This is a genomic window from Pelorhabdus rhamnosifermentans (assembly GCF_018835585.1).
In the GTDB taxonomy this organism is placed as follows: Bacteria; Bacillota; Negativicutes; order UMGS1260; family UMGS1260; genus Pelorhabdus; species Pelorhabdus rhamnosifermentans.
Map to the genome: position 1 here is coordinate 16415 of NZ_JAHGVE010000031.1, position 26498 is coordinate 42912.

21 protein-coding genes, 1 pseudogene and 1 other annotated feature are annotated in these 26498 nt (G+C 41.5%); of the genes and pseudogenes, 8 read left to right on the forward strand and 14 right to left on the reverse strand.

Annotated features, from left to right (window positions below; all coding sequences use genetic code 11):
* Positions 1–143: 143 nt before the first annotated feature.
* Positions 144–396: a binding site (T-box leader), on the forward strand.
* A gap of 96 nt (positions 397–492) precedes the next feature.
* A complete protein-coding gene (locus Ga0466249_RS22665) occupies positions 493–1407 on the forward strand; it encodes a branched-chain amino acid transaminase (RefSeq protein WP_215831776.1) in 915 nt (304 codons plus the stop codon).
* Between the two features lie 85 nt (positions 1408–1492).
* On the opposite strand, the gene Ga0466249_RS22670 is transcribed toward Ga0466249_RS22665, so the two are convergent.
* From Ga0466249_RS22670 to Ga0466249_RS22695, 6 genes are all read right to left on the reverse strand, one after another.
* Positions 1493–3076 carry a ClC family H(+)/Cl(-) exchange transporter gene (locus Ga0466249_RS22670; protein WP_215831777.1) on the reverse strand — a complete coding sequence of 528 codons (1584 nt, stop codon included), beginning with the start codon at positions 3074–3076 and terminating at the stop codon, positions 1493–1495.
* A 163-nt stretch (positions 3077–3239) separates the two neighbouring features.
* Positions 3240–4928, reverse strand: a complete 1689-nt coding sequence (locus Ga0466249_RS22675; RefSeq protein ID WP_215831778.1) for a methyl-accepting chemotaxis protein — start codon at positions 4926–4928, stop codon at positions 3240–3242.
* A 265-nt stretch (positions 4929–5193) separates the two neighbouring features.
* The gene (locus Ga0466249_RS22680; protein WP_246588980.1) at positions 5194–5877 is read right to left on the reverse strand and encodes an HAD family hydrolase; all 684 of its coding nucleotides are present in this window, start codon (positions 5875–5877) and stop codon (positions 5194–5196) included.
* Positions 5878–6074: 197 nt separating this feature from the next.
* Positions 6075–6479 carry a C-GCAxxG-C-C family (seleno)protein gene (locus Ga0466249_RS22685; protein WP_215831779.1) on the reverse strand — a complete coding sequence of 135 codons (405 nt, stop codon included), beginning with the start codon at positions 6477–6479 and terminating at the stop codon, positions 6075–6077.
* A gap of 305 nt (positions 6480–6784) precedes the next feature.
* Entirely contained in the window at positions 6785–8158 is a 1374-nt protein-coding gene (locus Ga0466249_RS22690) for an S-layer homology domain-containing protein (protein ID WP_215831780.1), read from the reverse strand.
* A 184-nt stretch (positions 8159–8342) separates the two neighbouring features.
* The gene (locus Ga0466249_RS22695; RefSeq protein WP_215831781.1) at positions 8343–9239 is read right to left on the reverse strand and encodes a LysR substrate-binding domain-containing protein; all 897 of its coding nucleotides are present in this window, start codon (positions 9237–9239) and stop codon (positions 8343–8345) included.
* A 165-nt stretch (positions 9240–9404) separates the two neighbouring features.
* Here Ga0466249_RS22695 and Ga0466249_RS22700 point away from each other — a divergent pair, with 165 nt between their 5' ends.
* From Ga0466249_RS22700 to Ga0466249_RS22725, 6 genes are all read left to right on the forward strand, one after another.
* The gene (locus Ga0466249_RS22700; RefSeq protein WP_215831782.1) at positions 9405–10388 is read left to right on the forward strand and encodes an ABC transporter ATP-binding protein; all 984 of its coding nucleotides are present in this window, start codon (positions 9405–9407) and stop codon (positions 10386–10388) included.
* Entirely contained in the window at positions 10385–11419 is a 1035-nt protein-coding gene (locus Ga0466249_RS22705) for an ABC transporter substrate-binding protein (protein WP_215831783.1), read from the forward strand. Before Ga0466249_RS22700 ends, Ga0466249_RS22705 begins: the two co-directional genes overlap by 4 nt.
* Positions 11420–11431: 12 nt before the next feature.
* Positions 11432–13105, forward strand: coding sequence for an ABC transporter permease (locus tag Ga0466249_RS22710; protein WP_215831784.1), 1674 nt, complete (start codon positions 11432–11434; stop codon positions 13103–13105).
* Complete coding sequence (locus Ga0466249_RS22715) at positions 13098–14426, forward strand: MBL fold metallo-hydrolase (protein WP_215831785.1); 1329 nt, start codon at positions 13098–13100, stop codon at positions 14424–14426. The genes Ga0466249_RS22710 and Ga0466249_RS22715 overlap by 8 nt, the downstream gene beginning before the upstream one ends.
* 138 nt (positions 14427–14564) lie before the next feature.
* Positions 14565–15572 (forward strand): metallophosphoesterase family protein, encoded by a 1008-nt coding sequence (locus Ga0466249_RS22720; RefSeq protein WP_215831786.1) that lies wholly within the window; start codon positions 14565–14567, stop codon positions 15570–15572.
* Positions 15573–15610: 38 nt separating this feature from the next.
* Positions 15611–16252 carry a transposase gene (locus Ga0466249_RS22725; protein ID WP_215831787.1) on the forward strand — a complete coding sequence of 214 codons (642 nt, stop codon included), beginning with the start codon at positions 15611–15613 and terminating at the stop codon, positions 16250–16252.
* A gap of 274 nt (positions 16253–16526) precedes the next feature.
* Here the strand turns inward: Ga0466249_RS22725 and Ga0466249_RS22730 are convergent, their stop codons facing one another.
* The 4 genes from Ga0466249_RS22730 to Ga0466249_RS22745 form a co-directional block, all read right to left on the reverse strand.
* Positions 16527–17555, reverse strand: a complete 1029-nt coding sequence (locus tag Ga0466249_RS22730; RefSeq protein ID WP_215831788.1) for a sugar ABC transporter substrate-binding protein — start codon at positions 17553–17555, stop codon at positions 16527–16529.
* A 95-nt stretch (positions 17556–17650) separates the two neighbouring features.
* Positions 17651–18631: an ABC transporter permease gene (locus tag Ga0466249_RS22735; RefSeq protein WP_215831789.1), complete on the reverse strand. Its 981-nt coding sequence runs from the start codon at positions 18629–18631 to the stop codon at positions 17651–17653.
* Positions 18612–20123, reverse strand: a complete 1512-nt coding sequence (locus tag Ga0466249_RS22740; RefSeq protein WP_246588981.1) for a sugar ABC transporter ATP-binding protein — start codon at positions 20121–20123, stop codon at positions 18612–18614. Before Ga0466249_RS22740 ends, Ga0466249_RS22735 begins: the two co-directional genes overlap by 20 nt.
* 54 nt (positions 20124–20177) lie before the next feature.
* Positions 20178–22343 (reverse strand): glycoside hydrolase family 3 C-terminal domain-containing protein, encoded by a 2166-nt coding sequence (locus tag Ga0466249_RS22745; RefSeq protein ID WP_215831790.1) that lies wholly within the window; start codon positions 22341–22343, stop codon positions 20178–20180.
* 414 nt (positions 22344–22757) lie between these two features.
* Here Ga0466249_RS22745 and Ga0466249_RS22750 point away from each other — a divergent pair, with 414 nt between their 5' ends.
* Positions 22758–23615 (forward strand): helix-turn-helix transcriptional regulator, encoded by an 858-nt coding sequence (locus Ga0466249_RS22750; protein WP_215831791.1) that lies wholly within the window; start codon positions 22758–22760, stop codon positions 23613–23615.
* A 117-nt stretch (positions 23616–23732) separates the two neighbouring features.
* Here Ga0466249_RS22750 and Ga0466249_RS22755 read toward each other — a convergent pair whose 3' ends face one another.
* From Ga0466249_RS22755 to Ga0466249_RS22765, 4 genes and pseudogenes are all read right to left on the reverse strand, one after another.
* Positions 23733–24944 carry a NupC/NupG family nucleoside CNT transporter gene (locus Ga0466249_RS22755; protein ID WP_215831792.1) on the reverse strand — a complete coding sequence of 404 codons (1212 nt, stop codon included), beginning with the start codon at positions 24942–24944 and terminating at the stop codon, positions 23733–23735.
* Between the two features lie 46 nt (positions 24945–24990).
* Positions 24991–25083: pseudogene (locus Ga0466249_RS26810) on the reverse strand (purine-nucleoside phosphorylase); the annotation flags it as partial.
* 400 nt (positions 25084–25483) lie between these two features.
* On the reverse strand, positions 25484–25813 hold the full coding sequence (locus Ga0466249_RS22760; RefSeq protein ID WP_215831793.1) for a protease inhibitor I42 family protein: 330 nt from the start codon (positions 25811–25813) through the stop codon (positions 25484–25486).
* 331 nt (positions 25814–26144) lie between these two features.
* Positions 26145–26498: 2-oxoacid:acceptor oxidoreductase family protein (locus Ga0466249_RS22765; RefSeq protein WP_215831794.1), on the reverse strand; the 354-nt coding region annotated here is incomplete at its 5' end.

The following is a 26498-nucleotide window of genomic DNA, read 5'->3' on the forward strand; positions in this document are numbered from 1 at the left end:
TACCAATTTACCTTTCCGTCAATTTTTACAATCAGAAGAAACGAGAACAATACCTTATTGACAAATTCATTAATAATCTATAAACTAATAGCAAGGTTACAACTTATCAATTGATTTCAACAAAAGCAATTACATACTGTAAAGAAAAAGTGATGAAGGAATTAATTGTATGGATTATGTTCACAGAGAGCCGATGGTTGGTGAAAATCGGTAACAGAAAGATACAAATGTCATTCCTGAACTGTAAAGCTGAAATTCAAGTAGGCTGCACCGGTGCCGTTTCTTGTAAATGCAACCGTTATATTGCAAGGATTGTTAGATCCGACGAGAAATATCTATAAACTTTTTATAGATATACTAAGAGTGGTACCGCGAGAATAACCTCTTGCCTCTTAATACAGAGACAAGAGGTTTTATTTTTTACCAAGGAGGGATGACAATATCAATTGGTAGGCAATGTAATAAAAATTTACTAAAGGAGAAATGAAAAAGATGGACAATACCTATGTATTTTACGAGGGAAAAATCGTGCCTGAAAATGAAGTACATATTAGTGTACGCTGTAAAGGATTTAATTATGGACTGGGTTGTTTTGAAGGAATTCGGGCTTATTGGGATGAAGGAGAACAACAGCTTTATGGCTTTCGCATGAAAGAACATTATGAACGCCTGCTCCAGTCGTGTAAGACCCTCAATATTCAACTTCCTTATACAGTTGATGAATTATGCAAAATCACTTTGGAATTACTCAAAAAAAATAATTACCGCACAACTACCTATATTCGTCCACTGGCATTTAAAGGTTCGAATCAGGTTGCACCTAGCTTATTGGATGATGATGATCGTCTTGTCATCTACTGTCAGCCACTTGGCAGCTATGCCGGTAAAGATGAACTCAAAGTTGCCTTTACTTCCTGGGAACGTCTAGGTGATAACATGCTTCCACCTCGCACCAAACCAACAGCTGCTTACTTGAATTCCGGGTTAGCCTCACTCGAAGTTGTTCGGCGCGGCTATGATGAAGCACTCTTTTTAACACGTAATGGTCATGTTTGCGAGGGACCTGGTGAAAATGTCTTTATGGTTCGCCGCGGAAAGCTCGTAACTCCTCCGCCTTCCGATAATATTCTTGAAGGCATTACGAGAGATACCGTCATGATGCTAGCCAAAGAAGAACTTGGCATCGAAGTCGTGGAACGCAGCATTACGCGAACGGAATTATATGCAGCGGAGGAAATCTTCTTCAGCGGTACAGCGATGGAAGTCACAGCTGTTGTTGAAGTAGATGACAGAGCCATTGGTACCAATCATCAAGGCCCGGTGTGCAAACAGTTAAAAGAACTCTTTATGCAAGTAACGACTGGCAAAATTAAAAAATACGCTGATTTTTGCATGAGTGTTTATTAATATCTTTAGATCGTAAAAAATCGTTATTTGTCTTGAGTAGACAAATAACGATTTTTTATTGTAAAAATTTTTCCAAGGCCTAATCCTATTGATTCCATTCACTTGCCAACGACTTGATGTAATGAATCTGAGTAATATCCTCAGACTCTGTTGACAAATACAAATAATCACCTGCAATTAATTTCGTATCCCCGTGAGGAACGATTTCTTTTTCACCACGACGAATGCAAATGAGCAAACAACTGTCTGGCCAGGGAACAGCCTTAATTTTTTTCCCTTCTAATTGAGAATTCATAGAAACAACCATTTCAATAATCGCTCTTTTTTTTGCCCGACCCGAAAGGAGTTCAGGTCTTTTTTGCTGCAAAGAACGGTTTAGAAGTAATTCATAAACAGGCTTTGACTGAACTGCATCTGCTACTATATAGGCAATCATACTAATGGTTATCATTCCAAATAAATGATCGAAAGACCCTGTCATTTCCGTTACTAAAATACTCCCTGTAATGGGGGCCTTGACGATAGCCGTAAAATAAGCTGCCATAGCTAAAATCATAAATGTCGTTTGATAATCCGGATTGAGACCCCAAACTAACAAGATTTTGCTGAAAGCACCGCCAATTAAAGCCCCAATAACAAGCATAGGCAAAAAAATCCCGCCTGGAACACCTGAACCATAACTCAGCATGGTAAAGAAGAACTTGCCAACAAGCAAAATAATGAGCATCGTTACACCCAAATGTCCCAATGCAATGATATCAATCAGCGAATTCCCACCGCCGAGAATTTCCGGCAAAATAAACCCCAGACCGCCACCCACGACCAATGGCAAAGCCGCCTCCATATTTTTGGGAAGCAGTTTTTGATGAGAAAACAGTTCAAGCGACTGAACCAACACTTTATTAAAACAGACGCCCAAAATTCCCGTAATCAGCCCTAATAAAACTAAGTAGCCATAATAAGTGAAGGGCAACACAGGAACATTAGCGAGATGCCAAAAGGGCTGCTGACCATAAAAAAACCGCACAACAAAATCCGCCGTCAGAGAAGCTGCTATAGCTGACATTAAAACAGCAGGAGAAAAACTTTTATGCAATTCTTCTAAAGCAAAAAATACTCCGGCCAAAGGCGCATTAAAAGCGGCGGCCAATCCAGCACAAGCACCACTTGTCATCAAATAGCGTTCTTCTAGTCTTGTTTTACCAAGATTTCGACTAAATCCCTGACCAATGACCGCACCAATTTGAATAGACGGCCCCTCGCGCCCTAGTGATAGACCCGCACCGATAGCCAACACGCCGCCTATAAATTTAACTAACAGGATTCTGAGCCAATTCAACTTAAAAAAGCCTAAAATAGCCCCTTTCACTTGCGGAATTCCACTGCCGCTTGCCAGGGGTTCGATTTTCATCATATAACCAAGTAAATAAGCAATAACAACTAATATACCGAACCATAGGGCACTAAACCCCAGCGCTTCCTCATGTAAAAAGCCATAAATCAATTTTCGTAAAGCCTCGGCATTTTCCAAGGCAAAGCGAAACAATACGACAATGAATCCGGCCAAAAGACCAATAACCGTTCCTTCCATAAAAAGCTGGATGCGAAAGCTGCGCCACCCTAATAAGGCTTGCGAATTTTCTTTCATTTCTTGATGAAACCTAATCATTCTAATGTATTCTCCCTTTTTTACCTAAAGTAATTCATTCGCTTATTTCATTTCGACACAGCACAGCGAGTTCCTAGTATTGTAAATAAAAATCATAATAAAACACTATGCATCCCTAAAGACACACAGTGTTTTTTCATTCGCTTAAGCCGGGAAAAGCACTTTAAATTTTAAAATTGCTCACAACATTTTGCAGCTTTTCAGCCATTTGCGAAAGAGAAGTACTCGCAGAAGCAATTTCTTCCATTGTTGCTGTTTGTTCTTCAGCAGCAGCCGAGATCGTCTGAGTATTTGATGCCGTTTCATCGGCAATTTTTTTTACTCCATTGACTGAAGAAGCAACTTCATTACCTGAAGAGGCAATTTTCTCGGTGGCCTGACTAATTTCGTGAATCTGTGCATCCAGTTCTTCCACAAGTCCAGCAATCGCGTGAAAGTGGTCCCCCGTTTTGATAATAACTTCTGTACCTTGCGCTGCATCTTCCGTCCCCTGTTGCATGGCTTGTACAGCCTCTTGGGTGTCACTTTGGATTACGCGAACAATCTCCGTTATTTCAGCAGCTGCCGCCTGCGATTGTTCGGCCAGCTTGCGTACCTCCTCCGCTACAACAGCAAACCCTTTGCCTTGTTCACCCGCCCGTGCCGCCTCAATCGCCGCATTCAGTGCCAGCAAATTTGTTTGACCGGCAATTTGCGTAATGACACTCAAAATCTCTTCAATCCGTTTTGAACCTTCGCCTAATTTTCTCACGACAGTGGCTGAATTTGTAACAGACTGAGCAATGTGCTTCATCTGATCTGAAGCCTCGTTGACAGCCGAATTGCCAGCTTGCGCTGTATTTGCTGTATGAGAAGATTTTTCAGAAACTTGATTAGAATGTTTGGCAATAGTAGTAATATCGCCAAGCATCGTTTGAAGCATCGCTGCACTATGATCGACAGCTTGCGTTTGCCCAGCCGCCCCCATCGCGACTTGTTCAATCGTCTCGGCAACCTGACTTGATGCCCGTGCCGTCTGATCAGAGCTTGCACTCAATTCCTCACTGGCAGCAGCCACTTGCTCAGCGGAATGTAACACTTGCTGAATAAGGTTGCGCAAATTTTCACCCATCTGCTTAAAAGATCCGATCATATCCGCAATTTCATCGTGGCCCTGATACTCAATGGCCGTATCCGTCAAATCCCCTTGGGCTATCCGCCGAGCTGAAGCAGCTACGGAATTTAGTGGACGAGCTATCCGCCGCGCAAACCAAAGGCTGAACAAAATACTACAAATAATCACAAGGGTACTGCACACAAGAATAACTGTTTTCATATTATTCACTCTTACCACATTTTCCTGTACCCGTAAATCCATTCGATCCGTTAAAAACTTCACGACCTCATTGGTTTTCGCTGCAGCTATATTGGATTTTTCCTCACCCGCTATTAAAACATGCTGAGATTCTTCTACACCTTTTTCGCGCCGCATCCTAACGGCCTCATCCGTAACAACATGATAGTCCGCCAATACCTTTTTGAGTTCTGAAACTTCTTGTACACCTTCCGGCGTAGTCAGTTTGCCCTCAATACTTTTCAATAAATCATCCATTTTAGCTCGCGACGCTTGATAATTTTGTACATATCTTTCATCTTTTGATATTAAGAACCCTCGAATTAGAGAACTTTGATTACGAAGTTCGGCATTAATATCCTTCACTTCAAAAACCAACGGTGCACTGCGTGTAACCAGTCCACTATACCCGACTTCCATTCCTTTAAAATCTATGTACGTATAAAAAATCAGTCCGGAAAAGGCAAGCATAATCAAACAAAAAGCGAGTATAATCTGTTTAGAAATTGTCAAACGCATAGAAAACTCCCCCATATAGTTACTTGTTTATTGCAAAAAATAAAAACAGGCATACATCTAGTCTATAAACTAGGCGCATGTCTGTTTCCGCCTAGTTTTTGTCTAGACCACAAACAATGTAGCTAATTATAATGAACCATACTTCCGTGAAAGGAGCCTGCCTAGCACGTCCATATTCGTCATATTGGTTAATTGAGTATGCTATTTACAATAATTATAAGACAATTTTTTTCAAAGATCAATATTTTTGAAATTTTCGTACTCCCTACTTTCTCTCCTTTAACCAGGCAAAAGCTTTTTCAGCCAAAAACTCTTTCACTCCCTGTCTAAGTAACAAATCAGCCTGCATGAAATCCTCACCAATTGCCATTTCCGGTGATGGCAAAGCAATACAATACATGGATGCCCGTTTTGCAGCCTCCACACCAAAATGCGAATCCTCCACAACTAAGCAATGTTCCGGATCCTTCTGAAGCTGTTCAGCCGCTTCAAGAAAAATATCTGGTTCCGGTTTACCCTGTTTCACATCTTCTGCCGAAAGAACCACTTGAAAATATTTTCTTAGCTGAGTAATTTCTAAAATCTCATCAATAACGGCTGGTGAAGATCCCGATGCCAGAGCTAACGGATAATCATGAACATGAAGCAGTTCCAAAAACTTTTGCATTTCCGGAAAAACCACCGTATTCTTGCGAGCAATTTCACTATAGTAGCGATTTTTTCCAGCAAGCAAATTTTCAATAGATTCATGGATATGATACTTTTTTTTCATATCTTCCATCATTTCTTTCGAACCAAAGCCAATATACTGACTGTGAATTTCCATATTGTAATTTGTAAAACCGTAATCAGCAAAAAGCCTTCTTTCCGCTTCAAGATAATTGGATTCACTGTCAATCAAGGTTCCATCTAAATCAAAAATAACTGCCTTAATTGTACTCATCATCATCCTGCCACTCCCTAACGTACTATGAAAACCAGCACAACTGCTTCTTGCTGGCAACTCTGCCATCAAAAATTCCGTATCTTCAAAAGTACCTTATCCTATGATCTTCATTATAACATAATGCGAAATCCATTTCTTCCCTTATCGCTATTTTCTCCTAATCAGCGAATATTCGCACGATATTGATGACTTGATGACAATTAGTGTAATTCCCGGGCAATCATTTGATCCAGTATGTCTGCCGCCTTAGCAATCACATCGCGACATTGATAAGCTTCCGTTCGATAACGGCCCATTAAGAAGCGGCAATCAATTCCGTCCATTTCCTCGCGATAACGTTTAAATAATTCTTGTGTAAGCTGTTTAATGCGCCCACTTTCATGCGCTTTTTCATTCACAAATAAATAACCTAAAACCATCACGCTTGCTGTCAATGCACCGCAAACATTACCAATCCCCATACCACCGCCAAAACCAGCGGATAACCGCAATGAATTTTTGTCCAGTTCCAAATGATAGGCCTCATTAGCGCCATAGAGAATTTTTTCCGCACAATTAAAATTCTGCTCTTCACCAAAACCCTGTTCAATCAGTTCCTTTAACATCCATTAACACTCCTCTGACTTTATTTTATCTAGAATGAAGAGTTCTAGACAAATATCCTTTTTACATGGTAAAACAAGACAACATTTTTTATTATATCATAATTTTGTCAAAATTTTTTCATGATTCACAGGTTATCCTTCCTATTCGCGCTAAAAGCAAACGAGAGTTCAGTGGTCATCCTTCCACACTGAACTCTCGTTTATCAGCAAAACAGAACAGCTTATTTTTTTCATCAAGCGAAATATGTACCTTTAACTCTCCAATATCGGTATGCAAAGGATTTCATGATTTCTTTCAGATTTAATTAGAACTTGTACTTAAGTGTAGTCTTCCACTGATGATAGGACCAAGTATCATTCGTAGTATCCGTCACTTTGCTATATTCCAAAGTACCCGTCATGTTCTTGCTGAAGGCATAATTATAAGCAACATCGAGATTCTTCCACCCGTCGGCATACCAATCGGGCGCATCAATCGTAGTAAACTGAGAATTAACACCCGCTTTGTCAGATTTAAAATAGCAAAGAGTGAGGTTTTGGTTACCGGCAGACTTTAGGGATTGCGCCCCGTACACAGCAGTAAGTAAACTAAACTTACCATTGCTATTGGCTAAGCCGGCCTTGGTATTTTTGCCGTACATAGCACCTACGGTTAATTTGTCATTAAACGCATAGTACGCATTCGTGTAATAATAATTCATTAAAACCTTGTCTGATAGAGTAAGAGTGTCACTATTATTGGTAAATCTAGCCCAGCCCACATCCCAGGACAGTTTGCCGCTGTTTGAACTCACCATAGCCGCATCTACATCAGCGCTAGCAAAATCAGTACTTGCCCTGCCAAAACCATTTAAAGTTTTACTAGCCAGAGAGGTAGACTCATTACCTGTATCCGTTATGTCTTTGTAGAAGCGACCATGTTTAAAGTCAAAATTCAAATTATTAACCTTGACTGTAGCCTTTACACCATCGAAACTAAAGAAAGAACCATCAATCATCGTATCTTCAGGATCAAGACTCAAAGGTTGACGGCCAACAGTAAATTCAAAAGCACCGGTTTTGGTCGTAGCAAAAAAGCGGTCCATTTTAAGCGTATTATCATCATAAGTACCAAATTTAAGCGTTTTTGTATCATGAAACATCGCTGAAGTAGGTGCCGGATCAGCAATGCGTAGATGGACCGTCGTATTGGGATCAATATCAGCCGAAGCATTGAGACGAACCTGCCATTGGCCACCCGTCCAATCTTTGCTCGTCTTCAATGGCTGATGTTTTTGTTTGAACTTCTCAGTCAGACTACCGCTAATTTTTACAATAGGTAAGTTTTTTTCAACTTTTGTTAAACGATTGTCTATGCTGTCAATTTTGTTAATTTCCAAAGCATACTCCGCAGCAAGCTTATCAATAAGAGCCTTTTGCGCAATATTGGCTTTATCTTCGCTCAGCATGGCTTTATATACGACTGTCGCCATTTCCTTGCGAGTCATCGTTTTATCACCTTGATAAGTGCCATCGCCATAGCCGTCAATAAGACCCGCTTTCCCCAGATAATCCACCGCTTGATAAGACCAATCACCGCGAGGGACATCTGTAAATGTACCCGTTGTTGCAGCGAATACCGTAGTGCTCATCCCCATTGCATAAATTAATGCTGAACCTACAATGAACTTTTTCTTCATCAGAAATACTCCTCCTAATATACTGGATTTTCGCAAGCTTTCTAGTTCTTGTCCAAATTCAGTATACCGAGCCAGAGTTTTCTTCATGTTAGGTTACGATAAAGATTTTATTAAAAAAATATATAGAACTTCTTGTAATTCATAGATTAATTCTATGCATCATGCCAAGATTTGTTGTAAAATCCTAAAGCTGTTCTTTTGCATCATGCAAATGCGTAATAAACCGCTCCACCAATGGCGACCGGTAACGATCCATATGAATGGCAAAATACACATGGCGCTTAAAACTGTTTTGTAGATTCAGCGGGCAACAGTGTAATACGCCTCTTTCCAGTTCATTTAAAATCGTCAATCGCGAAATAATACTTACTCCGCCTCCCTTGATCACCATTTGTTTGATGACCTCCAATGAATCCAGCTCCATATGCTTGCGGAACTCAACGCCATAGCTTTTCGCCCATTTGTCCGTCATTTGTCGCGTGTTGGATTCCTGACCATGCAAAATAAACGAATAATGTGTCAATTGAACCGGATCAATATGTGAATAACAAGCCAATTCATGATCAGGCGGAAAAATAACGACAAGTTCATCATCACATACAATCTCACTAATCAGTTTGGGTGACGAAAATGCTTCCGTCGAAAAAAAGCCGATATCAATTTCATGATTTTGAAGCATTTTTTGAACTACCGATGTTGGTTTAACAGACAAAGACAAACTGACGTGCGGATACTTTTTAGAAAAGTCACTAAAAATTCCGGGAAGTATGTAGGTACCCGGAACATAGCTTGCTCCGACCTTCAAGCTGCCGCGCTCCAAACATTCATATTCTTTGACCACCCGGCTTGCTTCTCGTGCAAGGGAATTGATTTTCACCGCATAATGAAGCAGTGACTTTCCCGCATCTTTCAACAGGATTCTCCCGCAACTTGATTCAAACAGTTGAACGCCGAACTCCTGTTCCATTTTTTTCATGTGAAAAGTAACTGTCGGCTGCTTTAGGCCAAGAGCATCAGCAACGGCTGTGACTTTTTTATGTTTCTCAAGCAATTCAATAATTTCCAGCTTAATAAGGTTCATGAACGTATTCTCCTTTCTACTCCTATTATCATTATAAATTTTTTCTATTCAAATCAATAGATTGTATTAGTTTTTTTAACCATAATTTTACTTCCTATTAACAATCATTCCGGTTATCCAGATATACTGATAGTAGTAAGTTTCTACAGGAAGGTTGAATCAATCATGGATCTGGAAATATGCAATATAAGAAAATCATTTGGTCCGGTACAAGCACTCAAGCCTACCTGCCTGGCCATCAAGCAGGGACATTTTCTGACGCTGCTTGGCCCATCCGGTTGCGGAAAAACCACCTTGCTGCGCCTGATTGCCGGACTCGAGACACCGGATGCCGGAGAATTTTACGTAGATAGCGAGTGCATTTATTCTTTCAGCAATCACATCAATAAAAGTGCCAACCGCAGAAACTTCGGCATGGTCTTCCAGGATTTTTCCCTTTGGCCGCATATGACCGTGTTTGAAAATATCGCCTTTGGTTTGCGGGCCAGAGGTGAGACAACTCACTTAAAACAGCGCGTACAACAGGCAGTGGACATCGTGCGGCTGCAAGGCATGGAAAAGCGCTATCCGCATCAACTGTCCGGGGGGCAGCAACAGCGGGTGGCTTTTGCCCGCGCCATCGTAACCAAACCACAGCTGATCCTGTTTGACGAACCATTGAGCGCACTGGATGCCGTCCTGCGGGAAGAAATGCGTTATGAATTAATGAATTTGGTTCATAACACCGGTTTTACCGCTTTATATGTCACACATGACCAAACAGAAGCGATGTCCATGTCTGATGAAATTGCCGTGATGAATGACGGGCAAATTCTTCAAGTAGGCAAACCGGAAAATATTTATCAACACCCCAACCATCCTTTTGTCGCCAGCTTCATAGGCAAATCCAACTGGCTGGAAGAAAATAAGACAGTTTTTCGACCCGAACACATTCAATGGGAACCCAATGCATGTTGCCATACTTACGAAGGAACCGTAGAGCGAGTAAGCTACTTGGGTGACCGCTATGAGATTTACTTGTCTATGACAAATAAACACATTTGGACAGCTTACCGCAACAAGCGTATGACGGTCGGCGACAAAGTACCTGTCTTTGTCTCACCACAGGACATCCAACACATCCCAACATACAAGGAGGATCATCAATGAAAATAAGAGGTTTTATCAAGTCGTGTACATTGCTGCTGCTGATAGTCTTTGCAGGCACTACCCTGGCTGGCTGCAGCCCATCAACAAAAACCGAAAACGCACCTGCCGCACAAACACAATCCAGTGGAAAACTGGTAGTTTACAGCGCAGGTCCGAAAAAGCTGGCTGAAAAAATTCAAAAAGGATTTGAAGCCAAAACAGGTGTAAAAGTAGAGATGTTCCAGGGAACGACAGGAAAAATACTGTCCCGGATGGAAGCTGAAAAAACTAACCCAGTGGTAGATGTAGTTGTTCTGGCCTCACTGCCTGCCGCCCAAGGCTTAAAAAATAGCGGACAGACTTTAGAATATAAAACTGCCAAAAACGCCGATAAATTAATAAGCGATTGGTCTGATAAAGATGGCAATTTTTTTGCTTACAGCGCTTCGGCCCTTGGTATCGTCTACAATACCAAGCTTGTCACAAAACCGCCAAAAGACTGGAGCGACCTGACCAACCCCGAGTGGCAGGGAAAAGTGACCATTCCTGATCCCGCACAATCAGGATCAGCACTGGATTTCATCACCGGATACTTGAGTAATAAGGGCGAAAGCGGATGGCAGTTGTTCGAGCAATTCAAACAGAACGATGTAACCCTAGCCGGTGCCAATCAAGAAGCACTTGACCCGGTGATAACCGGCGCGAAAAGCGTTGTAGTGGCCGGTGTTGATTATATGACTTATCAGGCAAAAGCCAAAGGAGAACCGATTGATATGCTATATCCGTCAAGCGGTACTGTCATCAGCCCGCGACCGGCTGCCATCATGAAGACAAGTAAAAACGTCGATAACGCCAAAGCCTTTATCGACTATCTGTTGTCAGACGAAGTACAAAAAATGGTTGCTGATACCTACCTGTTGCCAGGACGCAACGATATCAAAGCCAAGGATCGGGCCAGCGCCGATCAAATCCCGCTGCTCAAGGTAGACTGGGCATGGATGAATACCAACGGCAACGCCGCAATCAAAAAGTTTACCCAAATCTTTGAGTAGAGCCGAATCTTGATGCAACAGATGATTGTAATGGATTATAAAAAGCTGGGGATGTTCTTGGCATTACTGCTGCTCATCATTTTAATAGCCATCCCGCTCTTTTGTATTTTTTTCACCAGCATCTATCCGAATCAAACGCTGAACTTGCTGGCACCGCTGCGTACCCTTTCGGAAAGCAATCTGAGTGAAGTATTTTGGCACACAATATGGCTGGGCTTTTGCGTTATGCTGACAACAACAGTACTGGCTGTGCCACTGGCCTGGATTTTTGCTAAAACAGATCTATGCCGTCACAACGGACTGGATATTGTGCTGATGATTCCTTTTATGACGCCCCCTTACATCGGCTCCATGGGCTGGATTCTGTTCATGCAGCGTAACGGTTATCTGGAACAACTTGTTCCTGCCGCCAAAATTGTCACAACGTTTTTCTTCAGCTTTGGCGGTATGGTCGCTATCATGAGTCTACATTTATATCCATTTTTATACCTTATCTTACGTAATATATTTGTCCAGATCAGTGGCAATAAGGAAGCTGCCGCCATTGTTCACGGCGGCAGCTTCCTCTATAATTTTCGGCGTATTGTCATCCCGCTGGCATTGTCCGGCTACGCCATGGGTGCGCTGCTCGTGTTTGTAAAAACCATTGCCGAATTTGGCACACCGGCTACCTTTGGTCGAAAAATCGGCTATTTTGTAATGACATCGGAGATCCATCAATATATTTCTCACTGGCCCATTGATTTTGGCAAAGCAACGGCACTGGCATCTGTTCTGCTTAGCGCCTGCCTGATACTGTGGTATATTCAATCCTTGATCTGTCAGCGCTTTTCCTATCCGTTGATCGGTGGCAGAGATTCGTTCCGGAGAATATCCGTCTTGAAAAACGGACAGCGCCTCTTTGCTTGGCTATACATCGGCGGTCTGCTGGGTGTTTCCATCGGCATTCCCTACTTTTCCATCTTGTCGGCATCGTTGATGAAGCTCAGGGGAGTGGGTCTGGCGTGGAATAACATCACTTTTCAGTACTACATTGCTCTTTTGACTTGGGGTTCAAACAGTATGAATGCTTTAATGAACAGTTTAGGGTTATCCATAGTCGCCGCAACCATTTCAGTGATATTAGGAACCTATTGCGCTTTGTTGATTGGAAATTCCAAAACCAGACTGCAGCGAATCATTGACTTACTTAGCTTGTTACCCAACGCCGTACCGGGGATTGTCCTTGTCGTAGGATTTATTCTGTTCTGGAATTCTCCGTCAATGCCCATCCCGCTATATAACACCTATGGGATGGTCGTCCTTACCTATGCCGTTCTCTTCCTGCCCTATACCGTTCAGTATGTAAAGACCAACTATAGCCAGTTAAATCTGTCCTTATTTCAGGCGGGACAGGTTTGTGGCGGAACACCCGTGTATATTTTGCGACGAATCCTTTTACCCCTTCTTGTCCCCGGTATCCTTGCTGGTTGGATGATGACCTTTACCATTTCCATCCGGGAACTTGTCGCCTCTTTGCTGATTTTGCCCCCAGACATGGAAACATCCGCAACATTTATATTTTCTCAATTCGAACAAGGAAATGTCGCCCTAGGCATGGCGATGGCCGTAGTATCTGTCGGTCTAACTACCATCCTGCTGCTGGCTGTCAACCAATTCCATCCCGCAAGGAAGCAAAATGGATAAACAGGTAGAACTTAACGCCAAATTAGCCATCTGGGGTGGCGCTGGCGAACACGGACGTTCCTGTTATTTTCTGCAAAATGGATCTATGAAGGTTCTCCTGGACTGTGGGGCAAAAAAAGTCGGTCAAGGCGAATACCCCTTGCTGCCGACAAATCATATTCCCACTCTGAATGCAGTCTTTCTATCCCATTCCCACGAGGATCATTCCATGGCCATCCCCCTGCTCTACAAACTGGGTTATCAAGGAAAAGTATGGACTACCCGGGCTACTATGCAAAAGTTACCATACTACTTTTCTGCCTGGAAAAAATATGTTGACAGACAATCAGGCAACCTCCCGTACAGCAGTCGGCACATGGAAAAAATTCAGTACGCCTGCCTGGAAGATATTGCTGCTCCAGGCCAGTGGATAGAACTGTCACCAGGCTTACGCATCTACTGGGGCAAAAGCGGACACATCATCGGCTCAATCTGGCTCATACTAGATCTCAATGGTAAATTCATCTTCTTTTCCGGTGATTTCACTACCGAAGGACGTCTGCTCTCTTCCGATTGGCTTCCCGCCATAATAAGAAAAGACTTAGCACAAGTTCAGTCTAAAAAACAGGAACTGGATTTAGCAATCATCGAAGCGGCCCATGGTCTTGATACGGAAAATCAATTAATTAAGCTAAACCATTTGACGAATACGGCGCAAAGAGTTCTGACACAAAACGGTTGGCTGCTACTCCCCGTCCCAGTCGTTGGCCGTGGACAGGATTTACTTGTATGGGCAATGGAGACCTTTCCGAATACTCGGCTGTTAGTCGAGGAAACAATCGCTGATAATCTAAAACAACTGCTGCAATGGCCGCATTGGCTCCGTCCGGGTGCTGCCGCCACCATAAACTCCGTGCTAAATAATCCTCAGCTTAGGATAATAAAAATTCACCAACAACGCGAACAATTATTATCAGACGGACAAAACGGCATCATTTTGACTGACGACGGCATGCTGCAAACCGCTACAGCCCGCTGGTACTACCAACAATTGGAAAGCCATCCGAACAACTGTGTTGTTTTTACCGGACACTTACCGGCGGGCAGCCAAGGACAGCAGCTGTTGTCCCCCGGCAATCTGCAAGGTACCGCCCAATTAATTTCTTATAAAGTCCATCAGGGATTATCGGACCTGCGGCAAATGCTCAACCAGCTTCCCAGTCGTCAGACCGTTTTGGTTCATACAAATAAACCGACAACTGATTTAATTTGCGCCAAACTATCCCAGGAAAACTATAGCCACTTGTACTCATTGTCGCCTGGAGAATATCTAAACTTTTAAGCGTTAAGTAACATGACACAGGGACGGTTCGAAACCACTGAAAAAGTCAAATATTCAGTGAGATTTCCATTAATTTGATATAATTATATATACCGTCTCTTTGGAGGATTAATAAAAAAAATGAAACGAGGAGAAATAATGATGAAATTTAATAAGATGAAGCTATTTATAATACCTATGATAATCCTATTGGGCATGACCGGAATGCTGAACATCACGCATGCCCAAACCTGGAAATTTGCAGTCATTAGCGATACCCATGATAACGACAAAACACATACAACAACAGGTGTCACACCCTATCTCGCACCCATTATCAATGATATTGTAGAAGAAAAACCAGACATGGTAATGGAAACTGGCGATTTAATTGTAGGTGCATTAACTGAGCCGACTTCTCCGGTTTATAAAAAATATGCTGTTCAATATGCAGCGTTTCAAAAAGCTGTAGAACCTCTGAAAAACGCAAATGTTCCATTATTTGTAATTCGAGGTAATCATGATTACGGTGCCGCTAATGAGGAAGCAGACCTCCAGAAAGTATATTTAGAGAAATTTGCAAATCGAATGCCTCAAAATGGCCCAGCCGATGCTAAGGGCCTTTCCTATAGTTTTGTGCACAATAAAGTAAAGTTTATAATGGTTGACCAATATGTGCATGCCACAAATAAAGATGCTACTCTCCCCATGGATTGGCTAAAAACTGAACTGGAAAATAAGCAGGGAGTCGATCACATTTTTGTCATGGGCCATAGTCCTGCTTATTCTCCTACTAATGAAAAGAAACGGCATTTTAACCTATATGATCAGCCTGCTTTGCGTGATCAATTTTGGGATCTGTTGGTAAAAAATAATGTAACAGCTTATATTTCTGGTCACAAACATGTTTATTTTCGCGGCAATGTAAAGGGGGTAGAACAAATTGGCGCAGGAAATCTGGGATCGGCTCTAAGTTACAATCCTGAAACTGCCGATAAAAACTTGACAAATCTCTTTCCTACAACTTCGGTGTCCCGCGAAGACAATCGGCCAGGTTATATCATTTTCACTGTAGATAGTGATAAAAACACGATTACAGCTAATGAATACTGTCTAGATACTGACAATAATAAATATTTGTATGATACTTATCAATTCACTTTTTAGCTTCCCGCTCCAGTCAGTATCATTATTTCTGAAAAACGGTGCTGTCGATAGCTACTCCTTTCGCCATTTTACGTCTTTGTTCATGGTATCGACAAGCGAAAATCTCAAATCAGCGCATGCTTGAACAGGTAGATGAGGTCATTCGTCGGTTAAAGAAATATACGAAATACCTGCATATCGCGGGCAAACGCAACAGCTTTTCTAAGACTGATCATGATGCAACTTTCATGCGGATGAAGGAAGATGCGATGAAGAACGGACAGCTGAAGCCAGCCTACAATATCCAGTTTGGCGTCGATGCAGAATATGTTGTCTGGATTACGACTGGACCACAGCCGACCGATACAACAACACTTATCCCTTTTTTGGACGAACAGAAAACCTTCTTTCCGTACCAGTATAATAAGGTGGTTGCAGATTCCGGTTATGAAAGCGAGGAAAATTATCTTTACCTGGAAAGTCACGAACAAGCAGGTTATATCAAGCCATCCAATTATGAACAAAGTAAGACGCGCAAATATAAGAAAGACATTGGCCGTAGGGAAAATATGCCATCCGATGAGATGAGTAACAGTTATCTCTGTGCGAATGGAAAGGAAATTACAAGAGATGGAATCCGGCGAGTAAAAAGCCAGAACGGGCACTATGGAGAATACCTTCATCCGTTAAAAGTAGCTTAACAAACAAAAAAAATGAATACTGATTTTAGAGGGAATCTGTTCCTCTTTATTTCGTGTACTCATTTTTTATATGTGCAAAAATCTGCTGAATCAGTCATCAAAAAGTAGGGGCTGCTGCCAACGAATATTTTCGCTAATGCAACAGCCTCTTTCAGGTTGTAGAAAAATCATAATTAAATTCGCCTTTTAACGAGGTAGCCACTGATAACGCAGTGATCATATCGGCGGAAGAAGAAGCCGCTGCTACCTACAAAAGACGCGTACCTTAAAACATCTACTTGGTCTCAGTAGTAAACTGTTTTTGTTTTTCTTTCCCATATTCAACAATTTGCTGTGCATCTACCCATTTTACTGGCACAGGATAATTTTCTTGTACGCTTTCACCTTTAATAGCTTTATCTAGTACATCAATAACCATTTTGCCTATTGCATAGGAATCTTGGTCAACAATCCCAGTAATTAAACCTTCTTCGATACCATTTTCCCATGTCGGGGTATAATCAAAACCAAAGTGATAAATTTTTCCAGCCATGCCTTGAGACTTAATGGCTTCCATAACGCCTGTATCAGGACCTTCAGAACCTAGTGAGAATACGGCTACCATATCTGGATTGGAAGTAATTTGACTTTCTAACTGTCTTTTTGATTCAGACGACTGATCGTTATCCTGAATGGGTTCTAACCAAGTAAAGTTGCTGTCTACAGCCCCCATTACACTGGCAAATCCTTTTTTAATGCCTTCTTGCCGATAAGTCATAGTAGTTTGAGTAAGATTAGTCGCTGCTAAAGCAATTTTCCCACTAGTAATGCCTTTATTTTTCAAATATTCGGCAGCTCTTCTGCCAAGTTCTTCGCCAGCTAATTTATTATCTGTTCCCACATAAGCAACACGATTATCTTTACTTTTAACGTCAGCATCAAAAGTAACAATCTTTAACCCCGCATCCTTGGCCTCTTTTACTTTACGATCAAACATATCGGGATCCATCGGCGCAATAGCTACGCCTAATGCTTTATTTAAGACAGCTTCTTGCAAAAAGCCAATATGCTTTTCATTTTTTTGTGATTCACTAGGTGGTGAAGTTTTGAATACCAAATTATACCCTAGTTCTTTGGCACGCTCTTCAGCCGCCTTTTTCATCGGCGACCAATACGCTCCCGTATCTACAATAGGTATAAAATATATGGTTTTTTGTCCAGCCTCCTTAGCTGAATTGCCTGCTGTAGGACTCGAGTTAGAACATCCGGTTAACGCAGCACTCAACATAACTATGCCTAATAAAGCTATTGTCCACTTTTTCATATGTACCCCCCCTATTTTTTTGTGTATTTTCTCACAAAATTCAATAAAAAGCTCTACCCTCCCTTTCGAAATAAAATAACATCAGCGTTTAATGGCTATCTTGTACGGCGATAATAGTCAATCACTACCGCTACAATGATGATTCCACCTGTAACAGCCTGTTGAATAAAAGAATTTAACCCCAAAATAGCCAGTCCATTCCGAAAGACTTCCAAGGTAAAAATACCAACTACAGCACCTGCCATACTGCCGACACCGCCGCTAAACGCAGCTCCACCAATAATAGCCGCAGCCAAAGCAAATAAGCCAACTCCTGTGGCTTCACTAGGTGCACCTACATTTAAATTAGACATTAACAATACCCCAGCCACAGCAGCCAGAATCCCCTCGATGATAAACGCTTTTATCAAGTGCATATTTATATTAATCCCCGATAAGCGTGCCGCCTCTGGATTAGAACCTACAGCATAGCAATAGCGTCCAAAGCGGGTATTTTGCATGACATACCCCAGCAAGATGACAACCACTATAAACACCAGCGTATTAGTAAAAATAAAGTCAGACCCTACCTTGGTATTCGAAAGATTATAGAACCATTCCGGCACGCCTTTGACATAGATTCCATTAGTAAAAAATAAAATCATGCCGCGAATCATATAGTCCGTACCTAATGTCAAAATAAATGAATCGAGAGCAAACTTGGTTATTAAAAATCCGTTAATAAAACCAAAAGCTGCCCCGAACAACACCGCCACTCCAATAACTACCGGTGCAGAAAATCCTTTAATTGCCAAAAAGGCTGCCGCCGTACCGGCAAACGCCGCAATACTCCCTGCTGACAAATCCACTTTGCCGGTAATAATTAGCATGGTAATCCCTGCAGTAACAATCCCTACTGTTGGAATCTGGCGAAAAAAATTACCAATATTAGCTTGACTTAAAAACGTCGGACTAATAATCGAAAAAATAACAACTAAACACGCCAGTACGATATATACTGAATACTTCAATATAACTTCCTTAACATTAACGCCTTTACCTGTAAGTAAACGTTCTTCATTGGGCTTTGTGTCCATAGCAGCTTCCTCCCATCGTAGCAAGTGCCATAATGCGCTCTTGTGTTGCTTCTTGGTGTGAGACTTCCCCTGTTAAACGCCCTTCACACATAACATAAATTCGATCCGACATTCCTAACAGTTCAGGAAGTTCTGAAGAAATCATTATAACCGCCTTATTTTCTTTAACCAAACCATTCATAATCTGATAAATTTCAGTTTTAGCCCCCACGTCAATTCCTTTGGTTGGTTCATCAAAAATAAAAATCTCTGAATTAGTATTGAGCCATTTGGCCAGTACTACTTTCTGTTGATTGCCCCCAGACAAATTACCAACCAAAGTATCTACCGAATCCGTCTTAATTCTAAGACTATTTGCAAACTGTTCGGCTGTATCGCGCAACTGTTTATGATTCAAAATAAATTGTTTGATATTAGTAATATTAATATTATCTGATACGGACATGCCAAGCGATAACCCCTGGCGTTTTCGATCCTCAGTCAATAAGCAAATCCCCTGCTTGATTGCATCACGAGGTGTCTTAATGTTAACAGGTATCCCTTTTACCTTAATTTTCCCGCTACACAGTCGATCTGCGCCAAATAAGAGCCGCATGATCTCAGTACGCCCCGAGCCTACCAAACCAGCAAATCCAACAATTTCTCCTCTTCTTATACAAAATTTTACATTATTTACCTTGCCAGCGTAATCGGATAGTTCACCAACCTCCAGCAGCACCTCACCCACTACACCAGATTCTTTGGGAAACAATTCGGTAATATCGCGTCCTACCATCATGGTAATCAATTGCTTCTGGGAAACATTGGACACTTCTACCGTACCAATACATTTTCCATCACGCAAGACTGTAGCCCTATCACATATTTCAAATATTTCTTTCAAACGGTGTGATATATAGATAACTGCTACGCCCTCTTGCTGAAGCGTCTGGATGACTTTAAATAACGCCGCCACATCTTCACTACCCAAGGAAGTGGTGGGTTCATCAAATATAAGAATCTTTGCATCCAGACTAATGGCGCGACCAATTTCCAGCAATTGTTTTTGTGCTGTTGGCAGTTCACCTACAATATCAGTAGGCTTGGCTTTCGCGCTCAATTTTTTCAAAATGTTTTCTGTATCACTATAGAGTTTTTTATAATCAATAATGCCCCAATTTTTATTCTTATAAGGCAGTCTCCCCATGTAAATATTTTCTGCTACTGTCAAGGCTTCTGCTAAATTGAGCTCCTGATGTACAAAGCCTACACCCATTTCTTGCGCTTTTTTTGGGGTCATTACACCGCACTCTACCTCATTAATGACTATTTCCCCCTGATCTTGCGCATAAATGCCGCCCAGGATTTTCATTAGTGTTGATTTCCCTGCACCATTCTCACCTAATAAGCCGTGTACTTCCCCAGCGCGTACCTCCAGCTCTACACCCTTTAGGGCATACACCCCAGGAAAACGTTTTTCAATTTTTTTCATTACCAGATATTCCTCATCCAACTTTTATTCCTCCAGTCCTTTCTCCGCAGAAAAGCTCTCCTTGTTCAGCAAAGATTAGTATGGCAATGCTAAAAGTTGACCGACTAATTCAACAACTTCCTTGCGGACTTCACACCTTGTGAGCATTTGACTCCTATTATCAGGCTGACATCCACCCACATAGATTTCAAATACACCTGGCTCTACTAAACGCTTTCCAGCATTATCAATTAGGGAAAAATCACGGGGCGATAATACAAACGACAGCGTTTTTTCTTCACCTGGCACCAAGAAAATCTTTTTGATTTTTCTTAACTGCCAGCGGGGCACAACTACGCTGGCCTCCATATCTGTAATATATAACTGTACTATTTCTGCCGCTCCAACTCTTCCCGTATTTTTCACAGTAATACTGCATTCAATATTCTCACCCATGGCATGCTGACTAGGCACTTTTAAATCGCCATAGGTAAAGGTAGTATAACTTAAGCCAAAACCAAATGGATATAATGCATCATTTACCATATATCGATAAGTGCGGTTTTTCATAGCATAATCATGAAAATCCGGCAATTCCTCAGTGGTACGGTAAAAAGTTACAGGTAAACGGCCTGACGGACTAAACTCGCCAAATAAGAGTGATGCTACGGCCTTGCCGCCTTCGGCCCCCGGATACCAAGCCTCAATAATAGCAGGTACATACTGATCAGCCCAAGTAATTGCCAAGGCGCTGCCTGATAAAAGTACCAAAATAACCTGTTTGTTGGTTTGATAAACGGCTTCTAATAATTCTTGCTGGAGTCCAGGTAAATTTAAATTCATTTTGTCGCTGCTAGCATATTCATTGGAAGCATCGCCTTCTTCTCCTTCAATGCTAGCATCCAGCCCCAAACACAGAACCACCGCATCTGCCCGTTCTGCCGCAGCAAGGGCTTCAGCAAACCGATCTTTAGGCTCAGCCAAACCTTCTACTTTATCCTTATACAGATGACAACCTTGCGCATAATAAACAGTAGTATCTTTGCTTACGGCAGCCCGTATGCCTTCCAAAATGCTAACATAGTTGGAAGCTGTACCGCAATAATTTCCAATCAGTGCTTCCCTGCTATTGGCATTCGGTCCAATAACGGCAAGAGAATTTAGCTTTTTCCTATCAAGTGGCAACAGATTTTCCTGGTTTTTTAGCAACACCAATGTTTGTTTGGCTGTTTCTACGGCAAACTCTCGATGCTCTTGACAATCATTTTTCTCATAAAGAATTTTATTATAGGAAACATGCTCCGGATCATCAAATAATCCGAGCTTCATTCTGGTTGTCATCAGCCTAACCACCGCCTCATCAATAGCCGCTTCGGTAATCAGCCCCTCTTGATGCGCAATCAGCAAATTAAGATACATATTGCCGCAATTTAAATCACAGCCATTCGAGAGTGCCAAAGCAACTGACTCTGGTGCCGTACTAGTAACCCTATGATTTTCATGAAAATCTTTAATGGCCCAGCAGTCAGATACAACATGACCGGTAAATCCCCACTCCTGCCGAAGTGTTTCGCGGAGCAGCATTTTGCTGCCACAGCAAGGCTCGCCATTTGTCCGGTTATAAGCCCCCATAATCGCTTCAACCTTAGCTTCCTTTACGCACTCTTTAAAAGCCGGTAAATAGGTTTCACGCAAATCTTTAACTGAAACCACGGCATCAAAACTATGTCGTTGACTTTCCGGTCCACTATAAACAGCAAAATGCTTGGCACAAGCTGCCACTTTTAAATACTTTTCATCATTTCCTTGCAGACCTTTGACAAACGCCACGCCCAGGCGTCCTGTCAAATAAGGGTCTTCGCCAAAAGTTTCTTGCCCGCGCCCCCAGCGCGGATCGCGAAAGATATTGATATTCGGCGACCAAAAAGTCAACCCTTTATATATACCATGATCATTTTTTCTTTGAAATTCATTGAATTTAGCACGCGCTTCCGTCGAAATAACATCAGCAACCTGATACAGCAAATTCTCATCAAATGTGGCCGCCAAACCAATAGCCTGAGGAAACATAGTGGCCACCCCTGCCCTTGCTACACCGTGCAAAGCCTCATTCCACCAATTATATGACGGAATGTCCAAACGCGGAATGGCTGCTGAGTTGTATACCATTTGCATCACTTTTTCTTCTAAAGTCATACGTGAAACCAAATCCCGTGCTCGCTCAACAAAACTCAATGCTTCATTTTTATACGCAGGCATCATAAAACCTCTCTCCTAAGAAAAATATACTAGCTTACTACCCAAATCTTGGGTATAATTTAGTTGCATGGTCGGATAAGCTACTAATTGTTTAAAAGCTTCTGAAAAATCAAATATATATTTATTATAGGACACTGTGCTGATGACATCTTCTCATTTATTGCGTAAAATTATGCAATTGTTGCTATTTAATGAATTACTACGCCAATATCACTGTTTATTGCTTCGAACCCGGTACCGTTCAATCTAGTAATCAACCATGAAACGTTTATCAACTCTTTCAGCGGCTGATCGACCATTATAAACTTTTTTCCAAGCCTCGGAATCACGAGGTAAAATAAAAAGACCTCAAGAGAGGTCACTAAATCTAAGGCTTTTTAGTTTGTGAGAACGCACGGTATAAGGGGGAGGATTTATATGTATATTGAGAATTTGCAGGAAAAAGACATCTATACAGAAGAATTTCCCTTCCGTCTAGAATTAAACCAAACTGACGACTTTATATTTCCTGCCCATTGGCATCATGCAGCTGAAATTGTTTACCCCATTAACGGCAACTATGCTGCATTAGTTAATGGCCAGGAATATATCATGAAGGAACGAGATATTCTATTTATTCCTGGCGGTGAAATTCATAACTTTGATACACATGTCAAAGGCAATCGCTATTTTATCCAATTTGAAATAGCCACCCTGGAGGTGTTTGGACATTTAAATAAATTAACCCCGCTCTTATCGATAACAAAACTAATCTCTCCAGATAATGATGAGCTTTTACATCATCAACTTGAAGATGAGCTAATCAAACTTGTCAATGAATACAATCAAAAAACGCCCTCCTATATCTTAGCATTAAATGCCAGAATATTTGATATCTTAGTGCTCTTATCCCGCAACCTAATAGATAAGGCCGCTGCTGCCTCCGCTCAAAACCAAACTAAGAAACTATATTCCAGCCAAAAATTAACCAGTGCTTTTCAATATATTGAAGATCACTATCAAAATGATATTTCACTCAAAGATGTATCGGCTGCAGCCGGATTTAGCCAATACTACTTTTCACGGATTTTTAAAGAAATGACGGGAAAAAACCTTCCCCAATACTTAAATGAGCGTCGCATAAAAAGAGCCGAAAAATTGTTGACTACACACAATATTTCCATCCTTGATACAGCACAAGCCACAGGTTTTAACAGTCTTGCCACCTTTAATCGCGCCTTTAAAAAAATAAAAGGCTGCACCCCGATGGACTATAAACATCTACAGCTTAAATAAAAAAAACACCGTGCTATAGATTTTCGTTTCTAAAATTATAACCTCTCAGACTGCTTTACAAATCCTAGCGATCGAAAGACCCGCCATCTTACTTTTTTTAGTTAGAGAATCCATGTATTACCAGACAAACAAGCCGACAATGCCTGCCGAGAGAAACGATACCAAAACGCCTGAGAGCAACAGATAACCAACATTTTTGGCAACGGTTTCATTTTTCTCATCACTTACAAGACCCTTGAAAGCACCAATGATCATACCAAGGGTCGAAAAATTTGCAAATGAAGTGACAAACACCGTAAGAATTGCCTGAAAATGAGGACTGAAGGTATCCATGATCGGACCGACCCCGATCATTACGACAAATTCATTCATGACAAGCTTAGTTCCCATATACTGGGCAAACTGAAAGGCTTCCGTCATCGGCAGACCCATGAGCCAAGCAAACGGAAACATGATGACACCTAAAATATGGCTAAGGGTAAGCCACGGATCGACGAGCATGAGAATTTTATCAATAAGTGCAGCAAGGGCTACAAATGCAATGACATTGGCCGCGATAATCAATATAAGCTTGCCCGCTCCAAGGATGGAATTGCCGAGGAAAGAGAAAAATGGTTCTCTTTCCCTGCGAACATTATCTGCACTTGCACCGATTTTGGCAATCGTATCTTCTTCAGGCACAACCTTGACCGGATTGAGGATATTCGTGACGATAAAAGCATTGATGATATTGAGCGGAATTGCTGTGAGAATATATTCGCCCGGCATCATTTTCGTATAGGCACCAACAATTGACGCCGTAATGCAGCTCATTGACATCATCGCCAGCGTCAGGTCACGTTCAACACGCATCCGGCTGAGCTGCAGGCTCGAAACTGCCAACGCTTCCGTATTGCCAAGAAACATCATTTCCACAGCAAAAAAGGATTCAAATTTCGGCTGTCCGCTGACAAACGACAGTCCCCTGCCAATCCATTTGATAATCCATGGTAAAACGCCAATATATGTAAGAATATCAAACATTGGCACAACGAGCAGAATCGGAAGCAAAGCTGAAGTTACGAAGTCCATATTTTGCACATGCACCCAGCTAGGCAGAGCAAACGCTATACCGATATAAGCTACATCGGCGAGCCATGTAAAGCCACTCGCCGCTGCCTGCACAATTTCCCTGCCGATTGGAAACTGCGTAAGAAACCAAGCCAGGACAAAATTGATAACAATCAACGTCCCTACTGAGCGCCAATTGATCTCCTTTTTCTTCTTCGAAAACAAAAATGCGATACCAAGAAAAACTAAAACTCCGAAAATATTAATGAGCAGATACATGATGTACCAGCCTCTCTACGCCTTATAATTTAATTATCTTTCATTGTTATATATCATCGTTCTGAATAGCCGTTTCCAATGCGATTTCAATCATATCGTTGAACGATGTCTGTCTTTCCTCAGCAGTTGCGGCTTCGCCGCAATAAAATACGCTCAGAAATTTCGCCTTGTTCGGCAGCAAGATGTGTACTCATAGATAATTCCTTCTCTCCATAAATGTACTTTTTAATAATAAAATTTTAACTTATCTGAATATTCATTGTAATACTTATTCTACTGATTTCTGCTACCACTAAAAAGGCCATGTGGCCTTTTTGATAAATTATTAGTAAATAATTTAATCCTTTTAGCTCTCTCCAGCCTCCTACTGAAAAAAAATCCTTTTCCTAATAATAAAGAAAAGGATGGGAGATTATGATTGATTTAATAAAAAAATTCCGCCGAAATACGGAAACACTTTATAAACCATAATTGTGTTGCTCTGCTTTTATTCTACGGAGTTTTTATGATTATTGGCTACTCACCATCTTTTCAACATTTCATCCGCTGATTATAGATACGGCTATTCGAAACCTCTTAACAATAGATTTATCTCCCTCCCACAAGCGCCAGAGCTTAAGGTAAAGCTTACACCGCCCCAGTTTGACTGGTTTAAAGTAGAAAACTACTATTCCTGTAGCCCCAATAGCATGGTCATTTTTCGCCAGAAATTCATTTGAAATCATTTCAAGACAGCTACTACTTGTATCTTCCACCTGCCAACGATATCCCGTTGCTGGGTTTTCCGCCAAGACTACCCTTAGAATTGCATACATTGGTAAAATAATTACATTGCCATAATCATTTTCGTAAACGTCAATAAATTTCATAGATAGGCCCCCTTTTTTCGTCTTTAACCACTGCGATCTTAATTCAGGTGATTGAAACTTTTCGCCCACTATACGAACCTACTCCCTTATTAATAAGTTTCTACTTATAAGTATATTTAGTGACGGTGTGCTTGGTGCCGTGCCACCTTTTGGCAAATTATTTATCCCATTGCAATGTCGGCACAGGATATTAGAATAGAAAAAACGTCCCTGTGATAGTGGGGACGCTATTCTTTCCAAACTCCGCAAATTTACATTTGAGACTTCCATTATGAAAAGCAGGAAAATTTTTTTCGAATTCTCCTGCAACAAATTCTTGCTCATGTAATTTTTACGCTTTAACGAGTGACATACCGAGTTCAAAAGCCTGTTCATTCTTAACTTCTGTCCCTTTTGGCACCCGAGCCAGTACGGCCTTCACGGCCGATTCTTTGCTGACGGCTTTGGTTAGCGCTACAATGGCGCCAATGGCAATAATATTGGCAAACAAAGACCGACCTAAGACTTCTTTCGCCTTTTCTGTAATGGGCAGCTGATAGACATTCGTAAATTTCTCTGGAATGTCTTTGACGAAGGTTGTATCAATGACAAGCATGGCCTCGTTCGGTAGGTCATGGGCGTATTTATCTAATGCTTCTTGCGTCATGGCGAGAAGCAGGTCCGGTTTGACTACTTTCGGATAATG